Origin of the sequence: Rhodococcus sp. NPDC059969, from assembly GCF_042738325.1 — a bacterium.
GTDB lineage: Bacteria > Actinomycetota > Actinomycetes > Mycobacteriales > Mycobacteriaceae > Rhodococcus_F.
The window spans coordinates 142,041-168,683 of the sequence record NZ_JBHWUF010000005.1; the positions used below are offsets into that span (position 1 = coordinate 142,041).

The 26,643-nt window shown below is 62.1% G+C and carries 26 protein-coding genes; 11 read left to right on the forward strand and 15 right to left on the reverse strand.

What is annotated here, in order from left to right; translation table 11 throughout:
- Nucleotides 1-70: 70 nt before the first annotated feature.
- Nucleotides 71-1,228, forward strand: a complete 1,158-nt coding sequence (locus tag ACFWAD_RS16480) for an isochorismate synthase MenF (protein ID WP_378545603.1) — start codon at nucleotides 71-73, stop codon at nucleotides 1,226-1,228.
- 7 nt (nucleotides 1,229-1,235) lie between these two features.
- On the opposite strand, the gene ACFWAD_RS16485 is transcribed toward ACFWAD_RS16480, so the two are convergent.
- Nucleotides 1,236-1,652 (reverse strand): DUF1801 domain-containing protein, encoded by a 417-nt coding sequence (locus tag ACFWAD_RS16485; protein ID WP_378545606.1) that lies wholly within the window; start codon nucleotides 1,650-1,652, stop codon nucleotides 1,236-1,238.
- 204 nt (nucleotides 1,653-1,856) lie between these two features.
- Between ACFWAD_RS16485 and ACFWAD_RS16490 the strand changes: the two genes are divergently transcribed.
- Nucleotides 1,857-2,816, forward strand: a complete 960-nt coding sequence (locus ACFWAD_RS16490) for a hypothetical protein (RefSeq protein WP_378545609.1) — start codon at nucleotides 1,857-1,859, stop codon at nucleotides 2,814-2,816.
- Nucleotides 2,817-2,864: 48 nt separating this feature from the next.
- The gene (locus tag ACFWAD_RS16495; RefSeq protein WP_378545612.1) at nucleotides 2,865-3,521 is read left to right on the forward strand and encodes a DUF3105 domain-containing protein; all 657 of its coding nucleotides are present in this window, start codon (nucleotides 2,865-2,867) and stop codon (nucleotides 3,519-3,521) included.
- Nucleotides 3,522-3,555: 34 nt separating this feature from the next.
- On the opposite strand, the gene ACFWAD_RS16500 is transcribed toward ACFWAD_RS16495, so the two are convergent.
- A complete protein-coding gene (locus ACFWAD_RS16500) occupies nucleotides 3,556-4,020 on the reverse strand; it encodes a hypothetical protein (RefSeq protein WP_283303888.1) in 465 nt (154 codons plus the stop codon).
- Nucleotides 4,017-4,781 (reverse strand): 4-hydroxy-tetrahydrodipicolinate reductase, encoded by a 765-nt coding sequence (gene dapB / locus ACFWAD_RS16505; RefSeq protein ID WP_378533533.1) that lies wholly within the window; start codon nucleotides 4,779-4,781, stop codon nucleotides 4,017-4,019. The genes ACFWAD_RS16500 and dapB overlap by 4 nt, the downstream gene beginning before the upstream one ends.
- 102 nt (nucleotides 4,782-4,883) lie before the next feature.
- Here dapB and ACFWAD_RS16510 point away from each other — a divergent pair, with 102 nt between their 5' ends.
- A complete protein-coding gene (locus ACFWAD_RS16510) occupies nucleotides 4,884-6,923 on the forward strand; it encodes an ATP-binding cassette domain-containing protein (RefSeq protein WP_378545615.1) in 2,040 nt (679 codons plus the stop codon).
- The gene (locus ACFWAD_RS16515; protein ID WP_378449847.1) at nucleotides 6,920-7,654 is read left to right on the forward strand and encodes an energy-coupling factor transporter transmembrane component T family protein; all 735 of its coding nucleotides are present in this window, start codon (nucleotides 6,920-6,922) and stop codon (nucleotides 7,652-7,654) included. The genes ACFWAD_RS16510 and ACFWAD_RS16515 overlap by 4 nt, the downstream gene beginning before the upstream one ends.
- On the opposite strand, the gene ACFWAD_RS16520 is transcribed toward ACFWAD_RS16515, so the two are convergent.
- Nucleotides 7,605-8,276 (reverse strand): TetR/AcrR family transcriptional regulator, encoded by a 672-nt coding sequence (locus tag ACFWAD_RS16520; protein ID WP_378545618.1) that lies wholly within the window; start codon nucleotides 8,274-8,276, stop codon nucleotides 7,605-7,607. The genes ACFWAD_RS16515 and ACFWAD_RS16520 overlap by 50 nt on opposite strands.
- A 225-nt stretch (nucleotides 8,277-8,501) precedes the next feature.
- Between ACFWAD_RS16520 and ACFWAD_RS16525 the strand changes: the two genes are divergently transcribed.
- Both ACFWAD_RS16525 and ACFWAD_RS16530 read left to right on the forward strand, forming a co-directional pair.
- Nucleotides 8,502-9,446 carry a metal-dependent hydrolase gene (locus ACFWAD_RS16525; protein WP_317827709.1) on the forward strand — a complete coding sequence of 315 codons (945 nt, stop codon included), beginning with the start codon at nucleotides 8,502-8,504 and terminating at the stop codon, nucleotides 9,444-9,446.
- Entirely contained in the window at nucleotides 9,446-10,606 is a 1,161-nt protein-coding gene (locus ACFWAD_RS16530) for a hypothetical protein (RefSeq protein WP_378545622.1), read from the forward strand. The genes ACFWAD_RS16525 and ACFWAD_RS16530 overlap by 1 nt, the downstream gene beginning before the upstream one ends.
- Nucleotides 10,607-10,660: 54 nt before the next feature.
- On the opposite strand, the gene ACFWAD_RS16535 is transcribed toward ACFWAD_RS16530, so the two are convergent.
- Nucleotides 10,661-11,710: a biotin/lipoate A/B protein ligase family protein gene (locus ACFWAD_RS16535; protein WP_378545625.1), complete on the reverse strand. Its 1,050-nt coding sequence runs from the start codon at nucleotides 11,708-11,710 to the stop codon at nucleotides 10,661-10,663.
- 276 nt (nucleotides 11,711-11,986) lie between these two features.
- On the opposite strand from ACFWAD_RS16535, the gene ACFWAD_RS16540 reads away from it, so the two are divergent.
- Nucleotides 11,987-12,142 (forward strand): hypothetical protein, encoded by a 156-nt coding sequence (locus ACFWAD_RS16540; RefSeq protein ID WP_003942131.1) that lies wholly within the window; start codon nucleotides 11,987-11,989, stop codon nucleotides 12,140-12,142.
- Between the two features lie 19 nt (nucleotides 12,143-12,161).
- On the opposite strand, the gene ACFWAD_RS16545 is transcribed toward ACFWAD_RS16540, so the two are convergent.
- The 3 genes from ACFWAD_RS16545 to ACFWAD_RS16555 form a co-directional block, all read right to left on the reverse strand.
- Nucleotides 12,162-12,992 (reverse strand): MerR family transcriptional regulator, encoded by an 831-nt coding sequence (locus tag ACFWAD_RS16545; RefSeq protein ID WP_378545628.1) that lies wholly within the window; start codon nucleotides 12,990-12,992, stop codon nucleotides 12,162-12,164.
- A gap of 52 nt (nucleotides 12,993-13,044) precedes the next feature.
- A complete protein-coding gene (locus ACFWAD_RS16550; RefSeq protein WP_378545631.1) occupies nucleotides 13,045-13,551 on the reverse strand; it encodes a VOC family protein in 507 nt (168 codons plus the stop codon).
- Between the two features lie 71 nt (nucleotides 13,552-13,622).
- Nucleotides 13,623-14,804 carry a GDSL-type esterase/lipase family protein gene (locus ACFWAD_RS16555; protein ID WP_378545634.1) on the reverse strand — a complete coding sequence of 394 codons (1,182 nt, stop codon included), beginning with the start codon at nucleotides 14,802-14,804 and terminating at the stop codon, nucleotides 13,623-13,625.
- 108 nt (nucleotides 14,805-14,912) lie between these two features.
- On the opposite strand from ACFWAD_RS16555, the gene ACFWAD_RS16560 reads away from it, so the two are divergent.
- Entirely contained in the window at nucleotides 14,913-15,488 is a 576-nt protein-coding gene (locus tag ACFWAD_RS16560; RefSeq protein WP_378545637.1) for a TetR/AcrR family transcriptional regulator, read from the forward strand.
- A gap of 174 nt (nucleotides 15,489-15,662) precedes the next feature.
- On the opposite strand, the gene ACFWAD_RS16565 is transcribed toward ACFWAD_RS16560, so the two are convergent.
- From ACFWAD_RS16565 to ACFWAD_RS16580, 4 genes are all read right to left on the reverse strand, one after another.
- Nucleotides 15,663-16,577 (reverse strand): tyrosine-protein phosphatase, encoded by a 915-nt coding sequence (locus ACFWAD_RS16565; protein ID WP_378545976.1) that lies wholly within the window; start codon nucleotides 16,575-16,577, stop codon nucleotides 15,663-15,665.
- Between the two features lie 313 nt (nucleotides 16,578-16,890).
- A complete protein-coding gene (locus ACFWAD_RS16570) occupies nucleotides 16,891-18,480 on the reverse strand; it encodes an amidohydrolase (RefSeq protein ID WP_378545639.1) in 1,590 nt (529 codons plus the stop codon).
- Complete coding sequence (locus ACFWAD_RS16575; RefSeq protein ID WP_378545642.1) at nucleotides 18,480-19,973, reverse strand: sodium:solute symporter; 1,494 nt, start codon at nucleotides 19,971-19,973, stop codon at nucleotides 18,480-18,482. The genes ACFWAD_RS16570 and ACFWAD_RS16575 overlap by 1 nt, the downstream gene beginning before the upstream one ends.
- Nucleotides 19,970-20,227: a DUF3311 domain-containing protein gene (locus ACFWAD_RS16580; protein WP_378545645.1), complete on the reverse strand. Its 258-nt coding sequence runs from the start codon at nucleotides 20,225-20,227 to the stop codon at nucleotides 19,970-19,972. Before ACFWAD_RS16580 ends, ACFWAD_RS16575 begins: the two co-directional genes overlap by 4 nt.
- Before the next feature lie 192 nt (nucleotides 20,228-20,419).
- On the opposite strand from ACFWAD_RS16580, the gene ACFWAD_RS16585 reads away from it, so the two are divergent.
- Nucleotides 20,420-21,589, forward strand: a complete 1,170-nt coding sequence (locus ACFWAD_RS16585) for a PucR family transcriptional regulator (RefSeq protein ID WP_378545648.1) — start codon at nucleotides 20,420-20,422, stop codon at nucleotides 21,587-21,589.
- A 51-nt stretch (nucleotides 21,590-21,640) separates the two neighbouring features.
- On the opposite strand, the gene ACFWAD_RS16590 is transcribed toward ACFWAD_RS16585, so the two are convergent.
- Entirely contained in the window at nucleotides 21,641-22,564 is a 924-nt protein-coding gene (locus ACFWAD_RS16590; protein ID WP_378545651.1) for an alpha/beta hydrolase, read from the reverse strand.
- Nucleotides 22,565-22,741: 177 nt separating this feature from the next.
- Between ACFWAD_RS16590 and ACFWAD_RS16595 the strand changes: the two genes are divergently transcribed.
- A complete protein-coding gene (locus tag ACFWAD_RS16595) occupies nucleotides 22,742-24,205 on the forward strand; it encodes a glycoside hydrolase family 5 protein (protein ID WP_378545654.1) in 1,464 nt (487 codons plus the stop codon).
- 51 nt (nucleotides 24,206-24,256) lie between these two features.
- Here the strand turns inward: ACFWAD_RS16595 and ACFWAD_RS16600 are convergent, their stop codons facing one another.
- Both ACFWAD_RS16600 and ACFWAD_RS16605 read right to left on the reverse strand, forming a co-directional pair.
- Nucleotides 24,257-24,919 (reverse strand): GAP family protein, encoded by a 663-nt coding sequence (locus ACFWAD_RS16600; protein ID WP_378545657.1) that lies wholly within the window; start codon nucleotides 24,917-24,919, stop codon nucleotides 24,257-24,259.
- Nucleotides 24,920-25,216: 297 nt separating this feature from the next.
- Entirely contained in the window at nucleotides 25,217-26,638 is a 1,422-nt protein-coding gene (locus tag ACFWAD_RS16605) for a hypothetical protein (protein WP_378545660.1), read from the reverse strand.
- Between the last annotated feature and the right edge of the window lie 5 nt (nucleotides 26,639-26,643).

The window sequence follows — 26,643 nt, forward strand, 5'->3', positions numbered from 1 at the left end:
CGACGTAAATCGCGCAAACTTAGGCTAGCCTCAACATAGCAGATGTTCCGATCGAACTGGAAGGGTGTCCATGTCAGCACTCGCCGAAGTATCCGAGTTCCCGTTGCGCAACAACCGGACTGACGATGAATCGGACTCCGTTTTCCTGCTCTCACGTAGGCAAACGTCGATCCGCACTTCGGGAGTAGTCGAAGAATTCGACTCGGCCTTCGACGCGGCTGAAGCCCTCAAAACCGGGCGTATCGACTCGGTCGTCGGCGCCCTTCCTTTTTCTTCGGAGACGCCGTCCGCCCTCACTGCGCCACTGAGCTTCACGCGAGTCAGGGGTGATCTCCATCACTCGAACATTCAGGCTCTCCCCACTGCGCGAGTTGCCGGATTCGAACCGAGCCCGCAGATCCACACCGACAGGGTCCGCGTAGCCATCGAACATCTTCGAGCAGGCGAACTCGACAAAGTTGTCCTCGCACGCTCCCTGACACTCGAGGCCGAGTCCACGATCTTCCCCGTCGCTCTGGCCGAGACACTGATTGCACTCGATCACGCGCACAACGGTTTCTGCGTCGACCTGTCCCCCGCCGGAGGAAAGTACCGCGGGCGTTCGCTGGTCGGTTCGACGCCCGAGGTTCTGATCGAAAGGCGAGGCGGCGTCGTCACCTGCCACCCTTTGGCGGGCTCGATTGCGCGCCACCCGAATTCGGATCAGGACCCGGCGAATGCCGAGCAACTCCGCGCGTCGACCAAAGATCTCGCCGAACACGCGTTTGTGGTCGACTCCATCAGCGCGATACTCGGACCACTGTGCACGTCCTTCAATGCACCCAGCGCACCGGAAATCCTTCGGACACCGCAACTGTGGCACCTCGGGACCAAGATCGAAGGAGTCCTGATCGACCCGAGCCTGACCTCTCTCGAACTGGCAATGGCGCTGCACCCGACTCCGGCTGTCTGCGGCACACCGACGGTCGCCGCACGCGAGCACATCACCGCAACCGAAGCCGATCGTGGGTTCTATGCCGGTGCCGTGGGGTGGTGCGACCGGACTGGAGACGGCGAGTGGATGGTAGCTATTCGTTGCGCCGAGATCGCAGCAGACGGCCTCTCGGCGCGGGCCTACGCCGGTGGCGGCATCGTCGCTTCTTCCGATCCTGAAACCGAACTGCGAGAGACCAGTACAAAATTCCGCACGCTACTCAGCGCGTTCGACCTCGCTGAATATCAACTCTGACAAGAAGTCACTTTTTCGAGGTGTTCAGGGCAATCGCGGCGTGAACGAGTGCCTTGAACGCCTTTTCGTTGACGGCTTCGCCCTCGTGAAAGTCGATCGCCCGCCTCGTATTGCCCTCGAGGCTGGAGTTGAAGAGACCTGAGGAGTCCTCGAGTGATGCGCCTTTGGCAAAAGTCACCTTGACTGCACTCTTGTACGTCTCACCGGTACAGATCATTCCGGCGTGGTACCACACCGGAACTCCTCGCCACTTCCATTCCTCCACTACATCCGGATCCGTCTCTTTGATCAGAGTGCGTATCCGCGAGAGCGTCTCGCCCCGCCAATCTCCGAGTTCCTCGATTCGCTTGTCGATCAACTGAGACGGGGAGTCTGCGCCTTGCTTTTCGGGATCACTCTGCTTTTCGGGATCACTCTTCGCCATCGCTTCGTCACTTCCTGCTCGTTGTCGCCGATCGCCGGTGAGTCGAGTATCCCCTCCGGCACCCACATTCATTCGGCGAACCACTGACGCATCACGACGTCGAGGCGTAGACCATTTCTTGCTCTTTCTGACAAACCGAGACGGACGTCCAGTATTGTCTGGGTACTAAGTCCCGATTTTCGGCAAGAAGGACTCCATTGTGATGTGGAAATTGTGATGTGGAATCGCGCGCTTGCCCATTCGATCTCCGCGGCTGCCGGCTCGGTTGCTCTCGCCGCCGCAATCGTCGGCGTTCACGCTGCTCCGGCGGCGGCGCACCAGGCCTCGCGCGTCTTCGACGCACTGTGCACACCCATCGATGCGGGCCTTTCCGAGCTGTCCGGACTCACCGTCACCGCGGCCGGGATGTACGCAATCGGCGACAGCGGCTCTGACGATCGCGTCGCCGAACTCGATTCGAACTGCCACGTTCAGCGCTGGATCAATGTGGGCACTCCTCGCGTCGATGTCGAGGATCTCTCGTCGACTCCTGACGGCCATCTGTGGCTGGCAGACATCGGCGACAACAACGCGGTACGAACGTCGATCGGGCTGATCGAACTCGATCCGACTTCAGGTACCGCTACCTCCTACCCCCTTGTTTATCCGGACGGGGCGCACGACGCCGAGACACTGTTGATCCAGAGCGACGGCCTTCCCGTCATCGTCACCAAGGACTATTTCGGCGCAAGCGTCGTCTACACAACCGCTGAGCGACAGCATGTTCAAGATCTGAGTACGTCGTCGCCGACCATATTGGCCGAAGTGGGCCAGCTGATGATGACACCCACCCTCACTTCCGGTGGGCCGGTTCCTCATGCCGGCACGATGGCCGTCACGGGCGGCGCTGTGAGCAAGGACGGCACGGTAGTAGCGCTTCGCACGTACACGGACGTCTACCTGTATTCAGCTCCCGATGGTGATGTCGTGAAAGCGTTGACCACCAAACCGATTCGTGTTCCCCTTCCCGACGAGCCACAAGGTGAAGCGATCGCGTTCGACGCTGCGGGTGATCTGATCAGCGGTTCCGAGGCATACAAAGGGCCGTTGCCGCCGCTGCGAATTCTTCGCGGTGCCAGTGACATCGCACTGTCGGGCGGTGCGAGCGGCTCTCTCGGCTCGTAGTCGATTCACGTCCCAGGGAAACCGATCGGACGCCGCTATCATGACCGAGTGAACAAACAACTTCGAGCGACAGTGGCGATCTCGGCAGTTCTCGCGCTGGCTTCGTGCGCGAATTCCGTCGAAGGAACACCTCGTCCGGATGCGTTTGTTCCGAGCGTCGACAACCCGGATCCGTCCGAAGCCATCGACGGAGTTGTCGCGGTCGATTACCCAGCCGCTCAACACGTACGCCCGAACGAACGTGTGGCGTACACGCATTCACCGCCTTTCGGCGGCCGTCATGATTCGGTCTGGGCAAACTGCACCGGAGTTGTTTATCCGCAAGCGATTCGGACCGAGAATGCGGTTCATTCTCTCGAACACGGAGCTGTGTGGATCACGTACAACCCCGACCTCGTCTCGGGCGAGGATCAGACCCGCTTGGCGCAGCGAGTCGAGGGCATGAGCTACACACTGATGTCGCCGTACCCGACCCTGGATTCGCCGATCTCGCTGCAGTCATGGGGCCGTCAACTCAAGCTCGACAACGCCGAGGACGCTCGCATCGATCAATTCGTCTCGGCATTGCGGGTCAATCCGAACACGTATCCCGAAGTGGGCGCGACGTGTTCGGTGCCGGTAACGAGCTTCGACCCGAACAACCCGCCGCCATTCGACCCCACCACTCCGGATCCGTCTTCTCCCACAACGGTTCCGGAGCGCTAGCACCTCACCGATCCCCTGGTCTCAGCAGAGGAAACTACTTGCCTCGCGAACGACGTTCCAGTTCCACTGCCCGGCGCATGGTTTCCCGCGCCCGGCTTCGATCACCGGCGTAGTCGTAGGCGCGAGCGAGTCGGAAGTTCTGCTTCCAGTTGTCCGGATCTGCTTCCCAGTCGACCTTGATCTGAGCGAACAACTCGTCGGCGGCCGCTCGCTCGATCCGACCCGAAGGCAATTTCGGAAGCGAAGAGGCGTCGACCGTGAGGCCCTCGTCGTGGATCTGCTGCGCGAGACGCTGGTGCGTGAACCCCGCACGGAGCGTGGCGATGACGAGCCACAGCCCCAGGAACGGCAGGATCAGCACTCCGATCCCGAGACCGATTGCGGCGCCACCGCCGTCCTGGATGAGCTGGATTCCGCGCTGACCGAGCAGCACGAAGTACACCGCGAGCGCGATACAGATCGCAACGATCAGCGCGAGGGTGCGGGTGGTCTTGTTCATAGATCGAGGAAGGAATCGATACCGACCGTCAGACCCGGATGCGAACCGATCTGACGAACACCGAGCAGAACGCCCGGCGCGAACGAATTCCGATCGATGGAGTCGTGCCGAATGGTCAGCGTCTCGCCCTGCGTTCCGAGAATCACTTCCTGATGCGCAACCAGGCCGGCCATGCGCACGGAGTGAACCCGGACGCCGTCGACGTCGGCTCCGCGCGCACCCTCGAGTTCGGTCGTGGTGGCGTCAGGACTGCGTCCAACGCCTGCTTCCGCGCGAGCCTCGGCAATCATGGCGGCCGTTCTGTATGCGGTGCCCGAAGGCGCGTCGGCCTTGTTGGGATGGTGAAGTTCGATGACCTCGACGGAATCGAAGAAGCGCGCCGCCGCGGCCGAGAAACGCATCAACAGCACCGCACCGATGGCGAAGTTGGGCGCGATCAGAACACCCGTTGCCGGCTGGGCGTCGAGCCAGGACTGCACAGTCGCGAGCCGGGACTCGTCGAAACCGGTGGTGCCGATCACAGCGTGAATTCCGTTGGCCACGAGGAATTCCAGATTTCCCATGACGACGTCGGGGTGAGTGAAGTCGACCACTACCTGAGTGCGGGCGTCGACGAACGTCTCGATGCGATCACCGGTGTCGACCTGCGCAACAAGTTCCAGATCGGGAGCAGCTTCCACTGCCTCGCAGATCGCTCGACCGACCTTGCCCTTGGCTCCCAGAACCCCGACCCTGATGGGTGCTGCACTCACGTCTTCCACGCTCCGTCCGATGCATTGTTTGAGGTGAAGCCTACGCAATCGCGCTGATGCGCTCACCATCAGTCGGGCAGGAGTTATGTCACCACTGGCACACTGGACGTGGTGAGCAACCGTCCGCAAGTCCGCGAAACCGGCAGCCTTCGACCACTCGAGTTGGCAACGGGTGCCGTCATGGCTGGATTCACGGTCGCGTTGTCCGTCATCGCCACGGTCATCCCCATGGCCAGCGCCCTCAACCTCGTGGCTGCGGTTCCGATGGGAATTGTTGCCCAGCGCTTTCGGGTCCGTGCGGTAGTGACGGCCGGAGTGTCGGCTACTGCGGTCGCCTTTGTCGCCGCCGGTTCCGGGTCAGCATGGGCGGTGGCACTGTGCGCCCTCCTCGGCGGAATCATCGGCACGGTCAAGCGGCGTGGTCTCGGCTTCATCTCCGCATTGCTGTCGTCATTTGTCATCGGGCCGGCGCTGGCGTTGTTCTCCATAGTCTTGTTGCTCGTTCTCGCGCCCCTGCGCAACTTGTTGTTGAACTCGCTCGAGAACACCGCGCTGGGTGTGGCCACAATCTTGAAGCGTGCGCCCTCCCTGGTCGGGGCAGCCGAGTGGATCGAGAACAGCATCGGCTCGATCATCGACTACTGGTGGTTGTGGATCGCCGCGTCGATCATCTCCGGGATCGTCCTGAGCACCGTCATCTCCTATTTTGTCCTCGGTGCCGTCCTCGATCGATTGGCTGCACTCCCCTCGTCCGACCCACTCGAGACAACACCCGACGACCGTCCGATCGATCCGTTGCCGGTGACTTTCGATCACGTGGGCTTCACCTATCCGGGTGCATCGACGCCGGCCCTCGTCGATGTCAACTTCACCGTCCGACGCGGAGAGTTCGTCACTGTCGTCGGCCACAACGGCTCGGGCAAGTCCACACTCACCCGGTTGCTCGCCGGTCGCGCACCGACCATCGGGGCCCTGACGAGACCCGGGTCCGCCGGCCTCGGCCGACAGGGCGGAACCGCCGTCGTCCTGCAACGCCCGGAGAGCCAGATCCTCGGAACCCGCGTCGCGGACGACGTCGTCTGGGGGCTTCCCCCAGAGTCACATCCCGACGTCGATGCACTGCTCGCTGAAGTAGGGCTCGCCGGCATGGGTATGCGCGAGACCTCGGGGCTCTCCGGTGGCGAGATGCAACGTCTGGCGGTTGCTGCCGCTCTGGCGCGGCGCCCCGCTCTCCTGATCGCGGACGAAGCCACCGCGATGGTCGATCAGGCCGGCCGGGAGGAATTGGTCGCACTCCTCGCCGAACTTCCACGACGCCATCCCATGGCCGTGGTACTCGTGACACATCACCACGCCGACACCCGCGCGGCAGATCGGGTGATTCAACTGCAACGCGGACGGCAGATCGACCACCAACCCGGTTGGATGACGTCGACGTTTGCAGGTCCGCCCGCCGCGCCTTGGCCGGCCGGCACTCGCACGGTCCTCCAACTCACCGATGTGACGCACACCTACAACGACCGGACTCCGTGGTCGAGACGTGCACTGTCGGAGGTAAACCTGACCATCGACGACGGGGACGGGCTACTGATCCTGGGCGGCAACGGTTCCGGTAAATCGACTCTGGCCTGGATCATGGCCGGCCTGATCACACCGAGCAAGGGAACCGCAGTCTTCGACGGCAAACCTGTCTCGCGCCAACTAGGCACCGTCGGGCTCACGTTCCAACATTCGCGGCTGCAATTGCAACGCCGAACCGTCGCCGAAGACATCGAGGCCGCCGGTGGTCCGGAGATCGGATCCGTACAAGTGTCCTGGGCGCTCGACGCCGTCGGACTCGACCGTCACGTCGCCGGCCGCAGTATCGACGAGTTGAGCGGCGGGCAGATGCGACGCGTCGTGCTGGCCGGTCTCCTCGTCCGCCAACCCCGAGTGCTCATTCTCGACGAACCTCTCGCCGGTCTCGATCCACCCGGCCGCCACGAAATCCTGAACGTACTCCGCTGGATTCGTCGGAACGGAACAGCAGTTGTCGTCATCTCCCACGACGTCGACGGCATGGATGCCGTGTGCAGCAGAACGATTCGACTGTCGCAGGGTCGCATACTCGATCCGTCCGCCGGCGCAGCTTTGGAAGGATCGACAACGTGACCACCCTCCTGCGTGAAGTTCCGACTTCTTCTCCGGTCCATCGACTGTGGGCCGGAACGAAGATCGTGGCCGTCGTACTCGTCAGCATCGTGGTGGTTGTGACACCGTCCTGGCCGACGATCGGCGTCGTGCTCGGACTGCTGCTGCTGACCGCGGTGATCGGACGCATTCCCCCGACAGCAGTTCCCCACCCTCCGTGGTGGCTGTGGGCGCTTATTCTGCTCGGCGCATTGATCAACCTTCCGATCGGCCTCGACGCGGTGTTCCTGTACCTGCAAGCCGTGACCTTCGGCCTTGTATTGCTCTGTGTCTCACTGATGTTGGCGTGGACGACGTCGATGAGCGATGTGGCCCCTGCCCTGGCCACTCTGGGCCGACCGCTTCGATTCTTCAAGATTCCCGTCGACGAGTGGGCGATCGCGACAGCCCTCTGCATTCGTTCGCTTCCGCTGTTGATCGACGAGATGCTCACTCTCGTTGCAGCACGGCGACTGCGCCCGAAAGCTGTGGTGAACAGCGCTGCCGACAACTCGATAGTCGACCTGATCACCACAACCATGTCGGTGGCAATTCGGCGATCTGCCGAAATGGGCGAAGCGATCTCCGCTCGCGGGGGCACCGGATTGATCGCGGCGTACCCCAAGCGCCCTCAGCTGGCCGACCTGTTCGCCTTGGTCGTAGTCATTGTTGCGTGCGCGAGCGCGGTCGCTTTGACGATAACTCTGCGCTGACCGGGTCACTCTTCATCGAACCCGACTGCGCGATGATCGCGGAACCCATCCAGCGTCGTAAGTATCGCCGCAGTTCCTCGTCGCTCCGCTTCGGATCGCCGGGCGCGAGGAAAAACGACTGCATAGTCCGCAGGACGTATTCGACCAGTTCCTGAAGTGATGCGTCGTCGTATCCGTAGCTCAGCCAGTCCACGTCGAAGCGGGTGATCATCGCCATTCCGAAGGCCTGCGCCTCCTGAGAGGTCAGACCTTCGGGATGAAGACTCGAATTCGTGCTTGTGAGCAGAATGCCGAGATGGGGCGTTCGGTGGACCTGGGTCAGGGTGTAGACGACACCCTCGGTCATCGCCTCGACGGGGTCTTCGATGCCGCTCACGTGCGTGGTCAGTCGATCGAGATAGCCGTCGACCGACGCGATCGCAGCTGCCCTCATCAGAGCGTCGGCGCTGGGAAAGTATCGATACACGGTCTGCCGGATCACGCCCAGCGACTCGGCGACGTCGCCGATACTGATTTCCGAACTCGTCCGTCCGATCAGCTCGACCGCGGCCTCGACAATGCGACGAGACGCATCTTCGTCACTGTCCGGTGGATTGCCGCCCCACCCACGCCTTCGTGCCACTGCCCACTTCCTCGCTCGAACGAGGCTCGAACCATGTCTTTGCGCTCGAAGTCCAAGAGCCACAGGCTAACACAGGCGAGATTTGCATCCGGACCGCTTGAATTTCCCTCCGTCGGCGAAAGTGAACATACAACTGCACACCAATATGTATGATTACCGCCACACGTGGCTTCCAGTGCCAGAGCGGCCACCTGACCAGCCCCTCCGAAAGACGAGGTTCGACAAGTGACCAACCTTCAGCCCCGAAAGATGGATTTCGGATTCGAGGATCATGACGTTCCCTTCCTGTGGAACCCGGAGAACCCGGCCTGGTCGAGCATGTCCAACGCGGTCTCGTTCCTGGCCATCGGTTTCGAGAAGATGATCGTGAAGATGATCATGCAGACCAAGTCGCGGATCAGCGATCCCGAGGTGGCCGAGGAAGCCGTGGCGTTCATGCGTCAAGAAGGCCATCACTCGACCGCGCACCGCCAGCATGTGAAGGCTCTGATCAGGCGATACCCCGGACTGCAGAACACACTCGACGCCGTGATCGGTGAATTCGATCTACTGACCGAGGCAACCTCGCTGAACTACCGGCTCGCATACACCGCTGATCTGGAGGCGACCTTCACGCCGGTGTTCAAGCTGATGCTCGACAACGAGGCGACCTTGTTCCGCCCGGGAGACGACCGCGTCGCGTCGCTGTTCATCTGGCACTTCGTCGAGGAGGTCGAGCATCGTAGCTCGGCTCTGATCATCTTCAATTCCGTTGTCGGAAGCGAGCTTTACCGGATGCGGATGGCACCGTCGATCTTCGCGCACGTGATGAAGGTGATTCGCATCGCCTGCGCAGGCTTCAACCAGCACGTTCCGCTCTCCGAGCGGCAAGTCGACTCACTGTCGATGTTCGCCACCCACCGCACCAAGCAGAAGATTCTGACGTCGTTCGCTCCGTATCTGACCAAGGGCACGATGCCTCGCGCCTTCGATCACCTTCAACTCGGAGAACAACTCGTCGCACTCGGCGGTGTCTTCCGCAGCCAGATGCCCAATCACAACCCGGACCTCGAGAAACTCCCCGCACTCGCCGACCAGTGGTTCAAGCGTTACGACGACGGCTACGACTGCACACGCTGGTACACCGCTGAATCTCAGGCACAAGAGTCGATCACGTCAGGGGCCAACTGATGGCAGAGCACTGCTCCCCCACGTTTGCCCAACTGGCAACAGAACTCGGTTTCTCCTGTCAGGAAGCAGGTGGACTCGTCGAGTTCCGTAACCCGGCGGCGCTGGAGAACTGGACCCTGCCCGTACTCGAATGGACGATCATCGTCGGCTCGGTGCTCGCACTGGTCTTGGCGATCGTGCGACTGCGCCGCAACGGCGACCCCACCAACCTGGTCCTTTGGTTCGGCGCCACCGCCTACCTGTTCATCATCGAGCCTCCGCTGTACTTCCCGGCGGCATTCGGCATCGAAGAACAAGTGGACACGATGTTCGCGCACAACGTGTTCACCGTCGACTTCATGTGGGGCCGACTGCCGCTGTACATCGTTGCCATCTATCCACTGATGGCGACGTTGGCCTTCGAAATAGTCAGAATGCTCGGCGTTTTCCGCAAATACGGTCCACTACTGGGCGCAGTCTGCGTCGGCTTCGTCCACCACGCGTTCTACGAAATCTTCGACCACCTCGGACCCCAGTTGCGTTGGTGGGAGTGGTCGACGTCGAACCCGATCAACCAACCCATGTTCGACGCGGTTCCACTGCCCAGCGTGGTCGTCTTCGCCGCTCTGTGGCCCATGTCGCTGGCATTCTGCGTCCAGTACTTCGTCGGGCGGCACGTCGATGCCGGCAAGCACTTCTCGGGACTTCAATTGGTATGGCGCACCATCGTGATCGGCCTTCTGGCGTCACTGGGAACGTTCATCCTCCCGCTCCCGGCGACGGTCTTCGGAATGGGTAGCGACACCGTTCGCGGGTTCCTCTACGCCGCGGAACTTGCCGTCCTCACGGTGGTCGCGATAGTGGTTCTCGTCCGCCAATGGACGCACCTGCGCTCGGTAGAATCGAACGCTCCTGCCCACACCAACAAGTTCGTCCAGATCTACAGCGTGGTGTACCTGGTTGTCATGGCAATCCTGTGGGCGAGTGCGCTTCCCGACTTCTTCGACGCAGTCGACGGTTCCACCAGCGCTGGAGATCCCATCGGGAACCTGTGGTATACACTGGCGTGCTTCGTCATCGCAATCCTGTGCGTGAGCGCAACTTTCACCATTCCGAAGCGGAACTCCCGCGCCGACGACGCTGAACTTCTCGGCGCGAACTCAGCGACTCCGGCTACCTAGGTCGACCGGGACGAGACCTCTCGGGTCTCGTCCCGGTTTCTCGGGGTCACGGCGTCACGGGACGCGGTGAGTCCACTCTTCGGTGCTGAATTTCGTCTCCACCAGCTTGCGCGCCTGCTCCAACTCCGAGTCCGTGTAGTCGCTGTCGCGGGTGTCGTATTGACCTCGGAAGTGCTGCGCAAACGACTCCAGGATTGCTGCACGCGTCATTCCGGTCTGCGAACGCAGCGGATCGACGCGCTTGGCCGCACTCTTGGTTCCCTTGTCCGACATCTTTTCTCGTCCGATTCGCAGCACCTGCGTCATCTTCTCCGCGTCGATGTCGTAGGCCATGGTCACGTGATGGAGCACGGTGCCGGACGCGAATCGCTTCTGAGCGGCGCCGGCGATCTTGCCCTTGTCCGAGGCGATGTCGTTGAGCGGCACGTACCGAGCGTTGATACCGACCTCGGCAAGCGCTCCCATGACCCACTGATCGAGAAACGCGTAGGACTGCTCGAAACTCAATCCCTCGACCAATGACGCCGGTACTGCCAACGAGTACGTGATGCAGTTGCCCGGTTCCATGAACATCGCGCCGCCACCGGAGATTCGGCGCACCACCCCGATGCCGTGCCGCGCAGCCGCCTCGGAGTCGACCTCGTTACGCACGGACTGGAACGATCCGATCACGACCAAGGGCGAGTCCCAGTCCCAGAAACGCAATGTCGGCGGACGCTCACCCGATGCGACCTCACGCGCGATGACCTCGTCCAGCGCGACGTGCATCGCGGGATCGAGAACCACCGGCGGGATGAGGTCGAACGTGTGATCCGCCCAGCTCGTGGCGTGGCCGAGTGCGCGCCGGATCGCGATGCCGACCGACTGCGGCGTGAAGCCGATCATCGAGACGGACTCGTCGAGCGCAGTGGAGAGGGCATGCGCCAACTGTTCTGCATCCGAGTCGGCGGGCATTCCGCGCAACGCCGCGTTGATGTCGTCGAGCGCGCTGTCGGGCTCGAGGAAGAAGTCCCCCGAGACTGCGACTTCGGACAGCCGACCGTCCGCCACCTCGACGTCGACCGCGACCAGTTTTCCACCAGGAACCTTGTACTCTCCACGCATCCGTCCAGCCTATCCCTGCGGGATTCTCTGCGGTGAGCGCCGTCGAAGATCACACCGCGCGCGCAGTGCGCATCTGTTCGGCCGGCAAGGCGACCAATCACTCACACCTGTAAGTCACTGCGGGGCTGCACAATCGCGAGGACGGGACCGCACGTGTCGACCCCTGGCAATTTGGCCGAGCAACGGCCCTGCTTCTGCCGACAGGCGAGATGATCTCTGTGGTGGGAGGATTGCCGCAACGAGCCAACTCCCTGGCGAGCCACAACGGAGGTAGACATGAAGGTCCCGGCGTTCCACTCGACGGTTCCTTCGGATCTCGACGTCTATCACGACAACGAAAGCTGCATTTTGGCCGCGCGCATCGCAGTGTCCCATCGTGCCCCCGGAGTCGACGGCCGACCGTGGTGCACCGCCTGCGCGTCTTTGGACTGACGAGCGACCACCAGCTCACTCACACCCACGTCGCCGATTCGAGGTCAACTCCGTTGGCCCGAGCATTCGCATCGATGACAGCGCGGAGCCACACTGTCAGACCGGTCTCGACCGTGTCGTAGAAAAGCGCGTCGTAGAACTCGGAGAAGCCGGGATCGGCCACGTACATCCGTCCCAGACACACCTGCATCGAATGTGTGCAGTCGAAGTAGACGCCGATCGACGCTCGGTGTCGTTCGGCCAGCAAATTCGCCTCGGCGCTTCCCGGTTCGACACCGGACCGGCACGCCAGCGCCAGGTCTTCGTTGAGCATCTCGACGCAGTCGGCAATCTTCTGCCAATCCTCAGCGGTCCTACCCGCCGACCGTTCCGCGTGCTGCGCCCACTGCGCACTGTCACCCCAACGCTCGTGCGCCTCAGGTCCCCATGACGGCTGCCAGTGTCGGCCGAAGATCGAGACCTGCTCGTGTGCCGGCAGCAGCACACCCGACTTCCTGGCATCGATAATGCGATCCAAGGACTCGCCCAGTTCCTCCAAGTCGGCTATCCGTTGCCGCAACTCGGCGCGCTGCCCACGCAGCGTCTCGTCCACGTCGGCTGCGGGCGCATCGAGCAATATCCCGATCTCGTCGAGCGACAAGCCCACGTCTCGGTAGACAAGCACCCGGCCGATGCGGCCGAGGTCCGCGTCGGTGTACAGCCGGTAGCCCCCGTCACTGCGCCCGGACGGGCGCACCAAACCGATTGCGTCCCAATGATGAAGGGTACGTACGGTTATGCCTAGTCGTGATGCGGCAGCACCGACGGTGAGAGCGCTGTCTGCGTCGTCTCCGAAGAGTTGCTCCGTCACGGCATCCAGTCTGACAGACGCGGTTCGGGAGGCCACAGCGTCAGACCGCCGCTCAGTCGTCGGGTCCGTCAATTCCCATGCCTCGCAGATGCTCGGCCTCGGCACTGTTCGGGTCGTACGGACGAGCGGCCGTCATGATCACGCGCGCGTTCTCCGGTGTCACAATCTCCAACTCCAGTGAATTCCACGGCTTCAGATGTGGACCGCTGGTGCATCCGGGCCGCAATTCCTCACACGCCTTGGCTATCTGATCGATCTGACTCAGCACACACGCAAAGCTCACACTGACGGACGGTGATGAATCTGACCGTTCTCCGGGCACGAGCAGAACGTCTTGAAATGCCCAGCGTCGCAGGTGCGTCAGTCGATCCGGTACCGAAAAGAGGTCGAAGAAACCGAGCCCACGGATCCAGAAGTCGGCCGATTCGGCCAGATTCGAAGTCGGAACCGACACGAACATGGGCATTCCGTAGAGACCTCGGAACTGTTCCGGAGGCACGGCATCTGTAGCGGGGACAGGGACGGGGCTGATGTCGAATGCTGGGTAAGTATCGGTCATGAAGTCATCGTGAGCCCTCACGCTACGTCAGGGTCAAATCGTGTGAAATCCGATCGAACCGGATTGCGCGATCACACCGTGCGTGCGAATGCGCCGTCGTCTGCGAATACACATTGGGCAAAGCGTTCGCCGATGAGGCGGTGCGTCGCAGCGTCCGGATGGAGCTGATCGGGAAGCGGCAACTCTTCGTTCTCGGCCGCACCGTAGAGATCGCAGCCGTCGACGTAATGCAGATTGGGATCATCCGCCGATCGCTGGGTTACGATGCGCGCCAACTCTTCCCGAATAGAGCGCAGCGTCAGCTTTCCGGCTGCGCGCTCGGCGGGATCGCCGGTAGCAACGAATCGCATTGCGCCTCTGGCAAGCGCGTCGAAATCGAATGCACCAGGCCCAGGCGTGTCTTCGTGAATCGGGCAATAGACAGGCGAGACGACCAGCAGTGGAGCCGCTGGATGACCGTCGCGGACCGTGTCGAGGAAGCCGTGCATTGCCGACGTGAAGGCCCGCAGGCGCATCACGTCGGAGTTGACCAGATTGATGCCCATCTTGATGCTGATCAGGTCAGCTGCGGTGTCTCGCATAGCGCGGGCGGTGTACTGGTCCAGCAGGGCGCTGCCGCTGAACCCGAGGTTGATCAGATCCACGCCGCCGAGGGAGGCTGCGAGAGCAGGCCAAGTGCGGGAGGGACTTTCAGCGCCGGAGCCTTGACTGATCGAGCTTCCGTGATGGAGCCACACGCGACGCTTCGTCTCGACCGCGAGTTCGAGTGGGGCGTCGGTCCGTAGTGCGACAAGTTCGGTGGTTTCGTTGTGCGGCAACCAGATCTCGACAGCCTTTGATCGCGCAGGCAGGTCCGCGAAGCGGATGGTGCTGACGGGTCCGGACTGTCTCTGAGCGGTACCGGTCGCCATGTCGATCGTCACCGTGTTGCCGCCCTCAGCGATTGCGGACCCGGCTGGTTCGCCGTCGACGAGCAGGTCGTACACACCCTGTGGCCTCGGCGGGGCACCGCTGTAGATCATTTTCGTCGGCAGAGTGTCGAGTTCGATGGCCGTAGCGCTGGTTCGGAACACCAGCCGCACTCCGGACGGTTGTGATTGCGCCATTGCCATCTGCCCGTCAGCGAATTGTGTGCGAGCCCTGGCGGGCAGACGGTGCGTCAGCACACCGCGTTCGGTCCGCTCGAGCTCGAGGGCTCCGCGCACGATGTCCTCGGAAATTGCGGTAGTAATCCAGCTGCTCTGGCTGTTCATCTCATTCACCTGTAGATAAGTTGCGAAGGTTTTAACTACAGCACACAGTAATTTGCCTATACTATTTAGGCAAGCGGTTTCACTTCTCGACGAACAGGACCCACGGACATGCCTCGCGCAGGACTGACACCCGAACGCCTCGCCGTGGCGGGCGCCGAATTGGCCGACGAGGTGGGCTTCGAGCAGGTGACCGTATCGGCGGTCGCCAGAGCGTTCGACGTCAAGGTGGCAAGCCTGTACTCGCACGTGAAGAGTTCGAACGACCTCAAAACCAGAATCGCGCTGCTCGCCTTGGAGGAGATGGCCGACGAGGCTGCCGACGCCGTGGCCGGTCGGTCCGGCCGCGACGCCTTGACCGCCTTCGCGAACGTGTACCGCAACTACGCGAGGGCACACCCCGGCCGATACGCCGCGTCACAGATGCGCCTCACACCGGAGGCCGCAGCTGCGAGCGCGGGCTTCAGACACTCGCAGATGATGCGATCAATTCTTCGCGGGTACAACCTCACCGATCTCGATCAGACCCACGCAGTTCGATTGCTCGGCAGCGTTTTCCATGGGTACGCCAGCCTCGAGTTGGGTGGATCGTTCAGCCACAGCGCACCGGACAGCGCCGAAAGCTGGTCCAGGATCCTTGAGGCACTCGATTCGATGCTGACCAATTGGCCCGCCTCGAGTGCATGATCAGGCTCGCTTTCTGCCAGCAAAGTGCTTGCGCCACTTGGTGATCGCACACGGCCAAGAAACCTCGGGCCCACCACGGGAGCAGTGCCCCACAAGTACGCATTCCGCAACCATCAGTCGCACTGGGACAGCAGCGGGTCCGAGTGGGCAAGAGGCCGAGGTGTGGGGCTGCCCCTAGAGGAGAAGCTTGGCGCGCAGAGAGTCGATAGTGCCCTGGTCCACGCCGAGGCCCTCCCGTACGTAAGTATCCATACCGCCGTAGAGTCGGTCGACCTGTGCATACGCCGCATCGAGCCACGACAGGTCCACCGCGTCGTCCCGGCCCAGGTACGTGTTCGACGCCATGAAATCGGCACTGATGAACTCACGCGGGACACCGAGAATGGTCAGCAGGATCGCGGTACCCCAACCGGTGCGGTCCTTCCCTGCACTGCAGTGGTAGACGGATGCGCCGTCGGAGTTGTTCGCGATCGCAGTCAGCAGGTCATGGAAGGCGACATCGGAACCACGGTAGTTGACCATGAACGGGTAGCCGATGCTCTGGCCGATGTTCGAGGTTCCCTTGACAGCGCCGTCGATCAACGCGCGACCGAGGGTCAGGGGAACAAACTCGTGGAACGCGATGCCGTGTTCGATGCTGACGACGTCGGCGACCTGGTAGGTGACCCCTGCGGGGATCCGATCGGGATCCTCCGCACGTTCGGAGGCGTTGCGCAGGTCGACGTCGAGGGTCAGGTTCGCGGCGGTGAGTTTTGCCAGATCAGTCTCATTGAGCGAGCTGAGCTTGTTGGAACGGAACACCAGGCCTGTCCGGACGGTCCTGCCGTCGGTAGTCCGGTAGCCGCCGATGTCGCGGAAGTTCCGCGCCTCGTCGAGCCTGATCTCGGCCGCGGACGGCGGTGGGATCTCCGGCAGCGGCGGTTGCTCCCCGGACGATCCGAACTGGCTCGAACCCAATTGCAGGTCGTCGCTCGAGGCGGAGGCGAGTGTGGGACCGGTCAGGGCCGCACCCACGGCAACCAGTGCAGCGAGGGTAATTCCGAAAGGGCGCACCCCTCGGCGGCGCGCGTAAGCAGTCGTCATTCTGATCCTCTCACTCGCTGTGCGGGAGGACCCCGCGCCCCGCAAACCACGTGCGAGATTACAAGGGCGGCGCGCTCCTCGTCCCGACTTTGGCCCAGAAACCGGACATGTGTTCAGGTGCCCGGACAGCCGCCATCATGCGGGAAGGAACACAATCCCGTCACTGCAGTTCCATCGACCACGCTGGACCCGCTCGAACGACAGACCGCGGCCGCGGCGGCACCCGTATCTGTCCGTCGCTGAACAACTTCACTGTCGAGCAACTGCACAAATCTCGACATCGAGCTGGCAACCGTTGCGAAGAAATCAATCTAACGAGCTACCGGCCGTCGACCATGACCAGTGCAGGCTGCGGAATGGCGATCGAAGCATCTGCCAGAGCAGCAAGAGTGCCGTCGAGTGCGACAAGGTCCGCACGGCGACCCGGCGCCAGCATCCCTGCCCGTCCTTCATCGTGAACTAAGTACGCACTGTCCACGGTCATGGCCTGTACTGCACGCTGCACTCCGATCCGTTGGTGGGAGCCAAGCACGGCACCGCCCATGGTCAGTCGATTCACAGCGGTCCTAATCGTCTGGAGGGGATCCATCGGAGTTATCGGGCAATCCGAGTGCAGCCCGAATTTCAAGCCGATGTCATCGGCGCACGCCAGCGGGTCCAGGTTGCCGGCTCTCTCAGGACCGAGGAAACGGTCACGGTGACGATCGCCCCAATGAAAGACATGGTTGACGAAAAAGCTCACCCCGATCTCGGCATCACGTATCGCTTCCAGGTCCGCAGGCCCACTGACCTGGCAATGCTCGATACGGTGCCGCGCTCGACGATTGTCGCTGCAGTGTGCACTTCGCAGAGCCGAGATAGCGGCGGCTACGGCCGCATCGCCGTTGGCGTGCACCGCGACCTGCCCTCCCTCGCGGTGGACCCGGAGAACCATGGCGTCGAGTTGCTCCTGAGGATAGAGCAGATCACCGTGATGGTTCGGGCTGCACGTGTACGGGGTCCGCAGAGCTGCGGACAACCCTTGAATGGACCCATCCGCCCAGAATTTGGCGCCGGCCAAACGGAAGCGTGACCCTGGGTCCGGATTAGCTGCGAAAGCAATGTTCCCTCCCTCCAGTTCCGCGATCGCGAGATCACCCCGAAGGAAGCCAACCGTGTGCACGGGCATCTGGCCCATGGCGTCCAGGGCACGATAGGCGGCCAATTCCTGCATGCCCGCCGACAGGCCGACCCCGAGATCGTGCACGGTCGTGATTCCCCGCGAACGCGCCAGCGTCAAGCTACGCAGCAGCGCGGTCTGCACCTCCGCCTCTGTCAGGTCTGGGATCGCGGCGCTCAGCCGGGCCACGGCATCGATTTCCCAGGCCATCCCGGTGAGCCTCCCGTCCGCCCCACGCGGAAACTGCGAGTCCTCGGGATCAACCGTCGATTCGTCGATACCTGCAGTTGCGAGCGCAACGGTGTTTGCCACCGCAAAGTGCCCCGAGATGTGCAGAACGATTATCGGGCGGTCAGTGCAGACTGCGTCGAGGTCATCGCGTGTGAGATGGCGACCTTCTCGAAGTTGGGTGTCGTCGTACCCCCATCCACGTATCCAGCCGTGAGTGGGAGCGGAGTTCCGCAGCGCCGCTTGGATATCCGCGATCGAGGCGCACGGGGGTGTCCGGCAATCAGCCCATCCGTCAGTCAAGCCGGAGTAGGTCGGGTGAATGTGCGACTCGATGAGCCCCGGGATCACAGTTGCGCCAGGTAGATCGAGCCGACGAGTTTGCGGTCCGACGTGCTCCCCCATGTCCTTTCGACTTCCGGTGGCGACAACCAGGCCTCCATCGAGGACAAGGGCCTCCACCTGAGGTGACGCCGCATCGTGGGTGAGGATTGCATCTGCAGTGAGTAATGTCCTGGTCATCAGATATCCGCCTTCGCAGTCGGGGTGACGGGGCAAGGCGCTGGTGCCGATCGATTTTCTGCGCGGAGGCCCGAAACCGCTTCGACAGGAGGCCACATCAGCCGGGTAGCGAACACGAACAACACGTTCAGCACGAGGGCTGCGGCACCGATGTTGATGCCGTGGTCCGACAACCACGTCGATACCGCTCCGTGTGTGTCGAGGTACAGCCAGAGCACCACCACGTCGCCGAGTACCACGCCCATCGCGAGCGCTGCCGGTCGCAGTTTCCATCCGAAGATCATCGTCGCGAACACCACCACGGCCTGGGTCACCCCGTAGTACGCGGTGTTCACCAGCGTCAGCAGCAATTGGGGTGCGGCGAGCGTGAGGAGCAGCGAGAGGCCGAGATAGGCGACGATCACCCCACGCACCCACACTCGCTGACTTGATTCGGGTATTCCAGGAACGATGTTCCGAGAAACGATCGAGCCGATTCCCAGCGCCGAACCACACAGAACCACGATCGCGCACAGTGCCGCACCACCCGCCACCACTCCGGTCAGCCAGTCCGGGAGCACGAGGCGGGACAGTTGCAGGAGCACCTCATTGGACTCTGCGCCCTCGAGCTTGTTCGGCAGCAACGAAATTGCGCCGAAGGCTGCAGCGACGAGGAAGGGATACATGAGCATGTACAGCGGGTTGAATCGGGCGACTCGCTTGAGGGTTGCCTCGGACTTCGCCGACAACACCGCCTGCACGATGAACGGGAAAACGAAAAAGCCGAGTGACTGGAACACGATTGTGGTGAGCACGAAGGTCAGCGACGAACCGGTGACGGTGGATTGCGAAGCCTGCCCGGCCCCATGCGTTGCTGCATCAGCGAAGAGCTTCGTGATGCCGCCCGATTTGGCCGTGGCGGCGAGTCCGATCAAGATCGCTCCCAACAGCAGAGCTGCATCCTTGACGTAGGACACGAACGCCGGTGCTCGCACACCCGAAAGCAGGAGGAAGAGGAGAGCAAGCGCGGCGCCGACAAAAACCGCCACCGTCGGGTTGATGGTGATGCCCAGTCCGCTCAGTGCGACCTGGAGGCCGGCAAGCTGCAACTGCCCCCAGGGAATGAGGAAGACTACCGAGGCAATCGCGATTGTCAGTTCCAGTCCGCGCGAGCGAAAGTGCCGCCCTGCCACGTCGGGTAGCGTCATCGCGTTGTACCGCTTGCCTGCCCGCCAGAGATAGGGCGCAAAGAAGTATCCGATCGGGTAGGCAAGCAAGATGTATCCGATGAACCAGACGCCGTAGCTTGCCCCGTGGGCGTACACGCCGCCGGGGAATCCGATGAGCGTGCCGATGCTGTACGCCTCACCTGCCCCCAGGATGAAAACCAGTACGGGACCGAACGATCGCCCACCCACCAGGTAGTCGGAGATCTCCTTCTTGCTTCCACGGCGTGAAAGCACCCCGGCGCCGAGCGCGAGGAGTAGCACGAGCGTAAATGTTGCAGCGATCATGTCGGATCCCCGATCTCGGCCTTGGCCTGAGCCAGTTCGATTCGTTCCGCTTCCTCGAAGTCCTTGCGGTCGAATAACTTCCATGCCAAATGGAGACATAGCGAAGTCAAGGGCATCCACAGAAAAAGCCACGCGAACAAAATTGGGAATCCGAGAACAGTCATTTCGGATTCGGAGAGCGCAACTATCCCGCCCAGCACCCCGACGAACGGAACTCCGATTGCGAGCAAGGCACTCTTCGCCTCGTTGGACATGATTGTGGCTCCTTAGCCGTTGATCGATCCGGAGCAGATGAGGCGAGGGGCGTTTTGCCGTCGAATCGTCGTCCGGTCTAGCGTTGAGTGTGCCTCCCGTCACTATGGCGGGACCATGGGCGAACCCCAGAATCCGCGACGCTCGTTCGTGATATTCACGGGACGCACCAAGCACGCATGAAGGAGAAGCCGGTGAACGTGTCCGACGTCGAAGAAGAGGACACGATCCGCCGGTTGTGTCGCGAGGTTTCCGACGAGCTCGAAGCGCTCACCGAGCGCGCGGTACAGCAGATTCGCAGCGAACTCCCGGCCTACTCCGCGGTACCAGTGGCCGAGCAAGGCAACTACATCCGTAAACAGTTGTCCGCAATGCTGTGTGCCGTTGCCGAGAACGAAACGTTCACCACAGAAGACACCGACCGAAACCGCGAGCTCGGGCGCCGCCGTGCGATGCAAGGGCTCCCGCTCTCCAATGTCATCGAGACCTATCACATTGCCTCTCGGGAGCTCTGGAACACAATGGTCGAGCGGTCCACGAAACCAACACACGAACTGCTGCAGGCGGGCGGCAAACTCTGGGACCTCGTTCACACTGCAACGAGCGCAGTCGCGGTCGGACACTCCGAGGCGACGCGCAGCGAGCAGGCCATTCGCGCCGGCATTCGCTATCGATTCTTCGAAACACTGCACAGTGCAACGGATATGGAAATGAGCAGCGCCCGAGAGCTGGCACAAACCCTCGGGTTCGATCCACAGAAATCGTTCCAAGCGCTATCGGTCGTCGAAGACGAATGGTCAGAAGCACAAGTGGAACACCTGCAACGAACCCTGGATTCCGTGCACGTTGTCGCACAATGCAGTCGACACGGCACCCGAGTAATCGTGATGTGTCAGGGCGAACCGATCGAAGACGTCATCCACGCAATCATGCGAGATCATCCACGAACGTCAATAGGTATCGGGATGCCCCGGGTCGGACTCGTCGGCGCAGCTCAAAGCATCACCGATGCCGAGCGCACAGTGCAGTTGGCGACAGCGCCGGGCACGACGGTCAGTTTTACCGATGAATGGCTCATCGCCACCCTTGCCGCCCACCAGAACGAGCTTCTGCCACTCCTGCAGGCTGGGGCGGCCGTGGCCGAAGAGCACTCACATCTGATGGATGCAGTCCGCGCCTTCGCCCGAAGCGGGTTCTCCGTCAGCGCTGCCGCCCGTGACATCCATCTGCATGCAAACTCTGTCACTTATCGACTCGACCGCTGGCAGCATCTGACGGGATGGGATGCGCGAACACTTGACGGCCTGATGAAATCGATGGTGAGCCTAGAGTTGTTTCATCGTCAAACACTTGCCAACATCTGACATCGAACGCAAGTCCCGTGTCCACTGCACGCTGAACCACGCCCCTGCCTGTCACGCCGGCTCGGCGTCGAGACAATGCCCAAGCCAAGCACCTATATCGAGCGCAGCGCGGCGGGCAACAGGCGTTGGATGGCTTGTAAATCCATGCGGGACATCAGGATAGAGACGCAAGTCGACGTCGTTTCCGGCCGCCGACAGTCGCGCCACCATCGCAAGGTTCTCAGCCAGGACCACGTCTTCTGATCCAACGACAACGAGGGTCGGCGGCAAGCCGCTCAGGTCGCCGAATGTCGGAGAAATATCCGGGAGAGTGCGGTCACCGACATGGCCCACATAGGCTTCGATGAAGTATTCGTCGCCGATGGTGCGGCCAGCGGGAGTCTGGGCACTGACGTCGTACGTGCCCGCTTCCAGCACCGCACCCGAAAATGACATGGCCAGACCTCGATCGCGAAGGCGCAGCAACGTCGTCGTCACCAAGGTTGCTCCCGCCGACATGCCACCGATGGCGAGCCTGGTCGTCCCGAACCGTTCGGCAGCGACGTCAAGCAGCCACAATGCGGCTGCCTCACAATCGTCCGGCGCTGCCGGCCAGGGGAATTCCGGCGCAAGCCGGTAGTCGACGGTAACCACTGCTACTCCGATCGCGTCGGCAAGTCTCATACTACGAGCGTCAGAGCTAGCCGCTGAACTCATGTAGAAACCACCACCCGGAAGATATAGGTAGATCCCGTTGACATCGCCGTCTTTCGGCGTGACTACACGCACCGAGACGGATCGGCCCTCGATGTCGAGCGTGTGTTCAACTGCCCGGGTCGCGGGTGTTGGGTCAACCACTCGGGAGGCTCGCACCACAAGCAGTTCCTGCAGTGAACTCGGACCGACGCCGGCGGGCCGCGACTCGTAGAACGCTCGGGTACTCGCCGCATCGTCACGAGACACTCGTTCGATCAGATCGGTCAATGCAAGCTTCACCGGGGCTCCCTTGGGTCGAGACTTGTCGACAATGATCGCACCTCCAGCAACAGCACGTAGCCGACGTGTACTCGGCAACAAGGCGACCGTGGCAGGTATGAGCAAAGCGCGCCGGAAAAGGGCGTTGTCACGCTAGCCTCATCTCGGAATTGGACGTTTGTCTAGAAAGGTTTACGGATGCGCGCGCTGCTGCTTGCCACCCTTGCAATCCTGGCACTTCAGATTGCAGCTCCGGCCGCTCACGCCGCACCACCGGAATCGGGCTGGTCCCTCCCCCAACTGACCGTCGCAGATCGCACTATCAAGGACGTCGACGGACGAACGGTGTTGCTACGCGGCGTAAACGCCAACGGTCTTAACGACTACGCAACCAACGGCACCGGACTACCCACCGTTACTCCGCTGGGACGAACGGACTTCGCGCACATGGCAGCTCTGGGCTTCAACGTCGTACGACTCAACGTCGCGTGGTCACTCCTCGAACCGACCCGCGGAGCATTCGACACTGCGTACGTCGACCGCATTCGCGCAGCGGTCGAGGATGCGAAAGACCACGGCATCTACACCGTTCTCGACATGCACCAGGACGCATGGGGCCCGCACGTCGGCACCCCGAGCGACCAGTCGTGCCCATCATTCATGCGGCCGGGGGTCGGCTGGGACGGCGCACCCGAGTGGGCAACCCTGACCGGCGGATGGACAACCTGCAACATCGGCGGGCTCCGGGAAGCTGCGCCGGCCATCGCCCATGCCTTCCAGGCGTTTTACGACGACGAGCAAGGAATCCAGAGTCGCTTGGTGGCGACGTGGGCGAAGTTGGCCGCGGAGTTCAAAGACGAACCCGCGGTGGCCGGATACGACCTGTTGAACGAACCGAACCCCGGTCTGCGCGACCCCTTCACTGCAGCAGACCAGATCGGGCAGTTCTACCAGCGCGCCACCGACGCCATCCGGCAAGCCGAAGCAGGCGGGTTCCCGCACCTCGTGTTCTTCGAACCCAGTGCGATCTGGTCGGCATTCGGCTTCGACGCACTGCCCCCGCGCAAGTACCTGACCGATCCTCTGGTGGTGTTCTCGCCCCACCTCTACAGCGAATCCATCACGGTCAGTAGCGAATTCCCCGCGATCGAAGACGGATTTCGGATCGCCGACGGCGCCGCCGCCTGGTACGACGCCCCGTTGTGGACGGGCGAATGGGGTTGGTTCGGGGACGCCGACGAGCAGGGAGCAGACGTCGAACGCTTCGTCGACGCCACAGACAAGTACCGGATGGGCGGCGCGTGGTGGTCATGGAACCAAGCGTGCGGTGACCCCCACCCCGTTCGCGACGGCAATACCCACCAGCCACAGGGAAATCTGAATCGCATCGACTGCCCGTCCGGTGAATCACTGGGGCTCGTCGAGGGATTCGCCGTTCCACTCTCGCGAGCGTATCCGCGAGCAGCGCCCGGCACGCTGACGGAGGTGTCGCGCAACGGGTTTACCGGGGCCGGCTCCGGAAGGGTCGAGGCCTGGTACCCAGGAACCGACCGGCCACAGCTCGAGATCACGAATCTCTCCGACGTCCGACTGTCCCCGATCGAGGGCGGATGGCAACTGATCGGCCACGCCGACGGCGACTACGCGGTTAAACCAGCCTGATCGAACGATCATCCGGGAATTGTGCGTTCACACCACGTGAAAGAGTGGGTGTCAGAAGATTCCGCCGATTCCCTTGCCGATCAGAACAACGCCGACGACCAGGATCAACACACTCATCACCGTGGTGTTGTTGTCTTGGAGCCAGACTTTGAGATTGGCCAACGGCTCGCGCAGGCGATCAGCAGCCACCAGGTATCCGATGACCGGGATCGCGACAGTTGAGCTGGCGATGATCGTGAAGACGAGGATCGAGGTGATCACTCCGCTGGTCGCCAGCGATGCCGAACCGATCGACACTCCGGCCGCGATGCACATGAGCAGGTTCTTCGGGTTGATCGCTGCGAGCGCGAATCCGAGGCCCAAGCCCTTGACCGCGGTCATCTCGTCGACGGCTTGCATCCACGTCGGTGTTTCGTGCTCGCCGCTGCGCCCCCTCCACTGCTTGACCCCGACCGTAAACAGGAGGACACCGAGGGCTAGTTTGATCCACGAAACCGTGGCAGACGGTCCATCGTCCGAAGTGCTGATGGCACTGGACAGAATCACGAAAAGAACTGTAGCGATGAAGATTCCGAGTAACCAGCCCACGGCGAACCCCACGCTGGTGCTACCCGCTCGCTTGGAGAGCAACATCAAGATAGTGGCGATGACGGCTACCGGCGATACGGCGACACCGACCGCAATGGGGAGGAGATCTCCGATAACGGAACCCATGTCAAAACTCGTTTCTCATCGGGGCGCAGTCGATACCGCTGCGCGCCAATGCTGACACCCTGTGCGCCTGCATCGTTTACGCCTCATTCGAAAGGGATGAGTGCCCGAACCGCCCTCCTTGATTCACTCGCGATGTGCATCGCCAACGCAAACTGGCACTGCCCTCGTCCAATCGATTGACGCGTACAGGCGCCAAACGGTGTCGGCTGCGCTCGCAACTGAGCGCAGCCGACACCGTCGATGAGGACCGCCCAGACGCAATCCCAGGCGCTGAACTCACTCCTAGAGTCAGTCGGTCTACTTCGCGCAGCCACTCTCCTCGAACGCGAGCTTGGACGTATATTGCCCGTCCGGCAAGTACTGCGCCATCACAGCCTTCTCGTCACCGGGCGTCTTGGTATCGTGTGCGGCGTGACTGGAGTCCTTGGCCGGCAGCATGTTCCGCATGATCAGAAGGGAATCGTCGAGATGCCCCGCGCCATCACCGGCCGGCGAGAGCGACAGCCATGACACCCCACATTCCTTCGTAGCGTTTGCGGGTCGGTCTTCAGGCAGCGACGCGACAATCGTGTAGCGACCATCCGCATCAGTGGCCATCTGCTCGTCGAACAGACACGTAGCTACCTTCGTCGTTGCCAGCGATTCATTGCTGCACATAGACCAGAACCGCATGTCGACAGCGCTGTCGAGATTCTTTGCGCCGGTAGTCGTCTTCGGAGTCCTCGGCAACTCTCCCCTAAGTACCAAAACATCGCCGAACCCACGGTTGACTTCGGCTGTGACGTAGCTGTTGTCGATGTTGGAGTACTGCCCGCCCACCCGCTGGGGTGTGCCATCGCATTTGCCGAGATAGGTACAGCCGAGCGTGAACTCGGCGCTGTAGTACGCCCGCCAGACAGGTGTCTGCTCGGAAGGGAATGTCGCAGGCTTGCCCGGTTGGTCACGCAATGCCTTGTACGTGTCCAGCGGCAGCGAAGCCGGCTTCAAGATTCCGTTGTCCGCACCGACCGCTGAACACAGATCCTGCCCCCGCAGCACCTGACCACCGGCAAGGTGCAGCTCTGGCTCCGGCAGCCCTACGCCCCCGGTGAGATCACGCCCATTGTCCGGCAGGTAGATGCGATAAAGCAGGCTTATCCGGCCCTGACCTGGCACACCGGCATACAAGGTGTTGGGTTTCGGCTCAGCAGGCGAGGCCTCGTTGAGGACGGAAGCCGTGTACGACCTGGCACCTTCGTTCGATCGATCGGCACCGGGAAGATAGGTATTGCGCGAGCCTGCGTCCGGAGCAGTCGAAATGTCATTGAGGACGGCGGTCGGCATAGCGGTTGCCGCGTTGTACGAGTTCAACGACTGATAGCGCGCATGCGCATACTGCCCTCGGATAACCAACTCGGCATCCTCGGGGATTGTGAACTGCGCAGCCCAATAGATCGCCGCGGTGTCAGGAAAGGCGTAGTTGAGCTGCGGGTCCGCGCGCTCGGGATTGATCGGCACGGACCAGAAGCAGGTCGACACCGGATGCTCGACGTCCGGTCCGCCGGATCCGAAATCGACAGAACCAGAATGGGACCCGCTCGACGAACCGGTTCCGGATCCGCTCGACGAACCGAAGTCGACAGATCCGATCGCCGGCGCGGCAACCGCGGACCCAGCCCCGGCAAATACAGTGATCGCGCTCAGCGCCACCGCAGCTACGAGTGTTCTTGATGAATGCATCGCGC

Bases quoted from the DNA above. Each gene is read 5' to 3' on its own strand.
- ACFWAD_RS16480 (WP_378545603.1), top strand. From the start codon at position 71: ATGTCAGCACTCGCCGAAGTATCCGAGTTCCCGTTGCGCAACAACCGG.
- ACFWAD_RS16485 (WP_378545606.1), bottom strand. From the start codon at position 1,652: ATGGCGAAGAGTGATCCCGAAAAGCAGAGTGATCCCGAAAAGCAAGGC.
- ACFWAD_RS16500 (WP_283303888.1), bottom strand. From the start codon at position 4,020: ATGAACAAGACCACCCGCACCCTCGCGCTGATCGTTGCGATCTGTATC.
- ACFWAD_RS16530 (WP_378545622.1), top strand. From the start codon at position 9,446: ATGGCAGAGCACTGCTCCCCCACGTTTGCCCAACTGGCAACAGAACTC.
- ACFWAD_RS16535 (WP_378545625.1), bottom strand. From the start codon at position 11,710: ATGCGTGGAGAGTACAAGGTTCCTGGTGGAAAACTGGTCGCGGTCGAC.
- ACFWAD_RS16540 (WP_003942131.1), top strand. From the start codon at position 11,987: ATGAAGGTCCCGGCGTTCCACTCGACGGTTCCTTCGGATCTCGACGTC.
- ACFWAD_RS16550 (WP_378545631.1), bottom strand. From the start codon at position 13,551: ATGACCGATACTTACCCAGCATTCGACATCAGCCCCGTCCCTGTCCCC.
- ACFWAD_RS16555 (WP_378545634.1), bottom strand. From the start codon at position 14,804: ATGAACAGCCAGAGCAGCTGGATTACTACCGCAATTTCCGAGGACATC.
- ACFWAD_RS16560 (WP_378545637.1), top strand. From the start codon at position 14,913: ATGCCTCGCGCAGGACTGACACCCGAACGCCTCGCCGTGGCGGGCGCC.
- ACFWAD_RS16570 (WP_378545639.1), bottom strand. From the start codon at position 18,480: ATGACCAGGACATTACTCACTGCAGATGCAATCCTCACCCACGATGCG.
- ACFWAD_RS16575 (WP_378545642.1), bottom strand. From the start codon at position 19,973: ATGATCGCTGCAACATTTACGCTCGTGCTACTCCTCGCGCTCGGCGCC.
- ACFWAD_RS16580 (WP_378545645.1), bottom strand. From the start codon at position 20,227: ATGTCCAACGAGGCGAAGAGTGCCTTGCTCGCAATCGGAGTTCCGTTC.
- ACFWAD_RS16595 (WP_378545654.1), top strand. From the start codon at position 22,742: ATGCGCGCGCTGCTGCTTGCCACCCTTGCAATCCTGGCACTTCAGATT.
- ACFWAD_RS16600 (WP_378545657.1), bottom strand. From the start codon at position 24,919: ATGGGTTCCGTTATCGGAGATCTCCTCCCCATTGCGGTCGGTGTCGCC.
- ACFWAD_RS16605 (WP_378545660.1), bottom strand. From the start codon at position 26,638: ATGCATTCATCAAGAACACTCGTAGCTGCGGTGGCGCTGAGCGCGATC.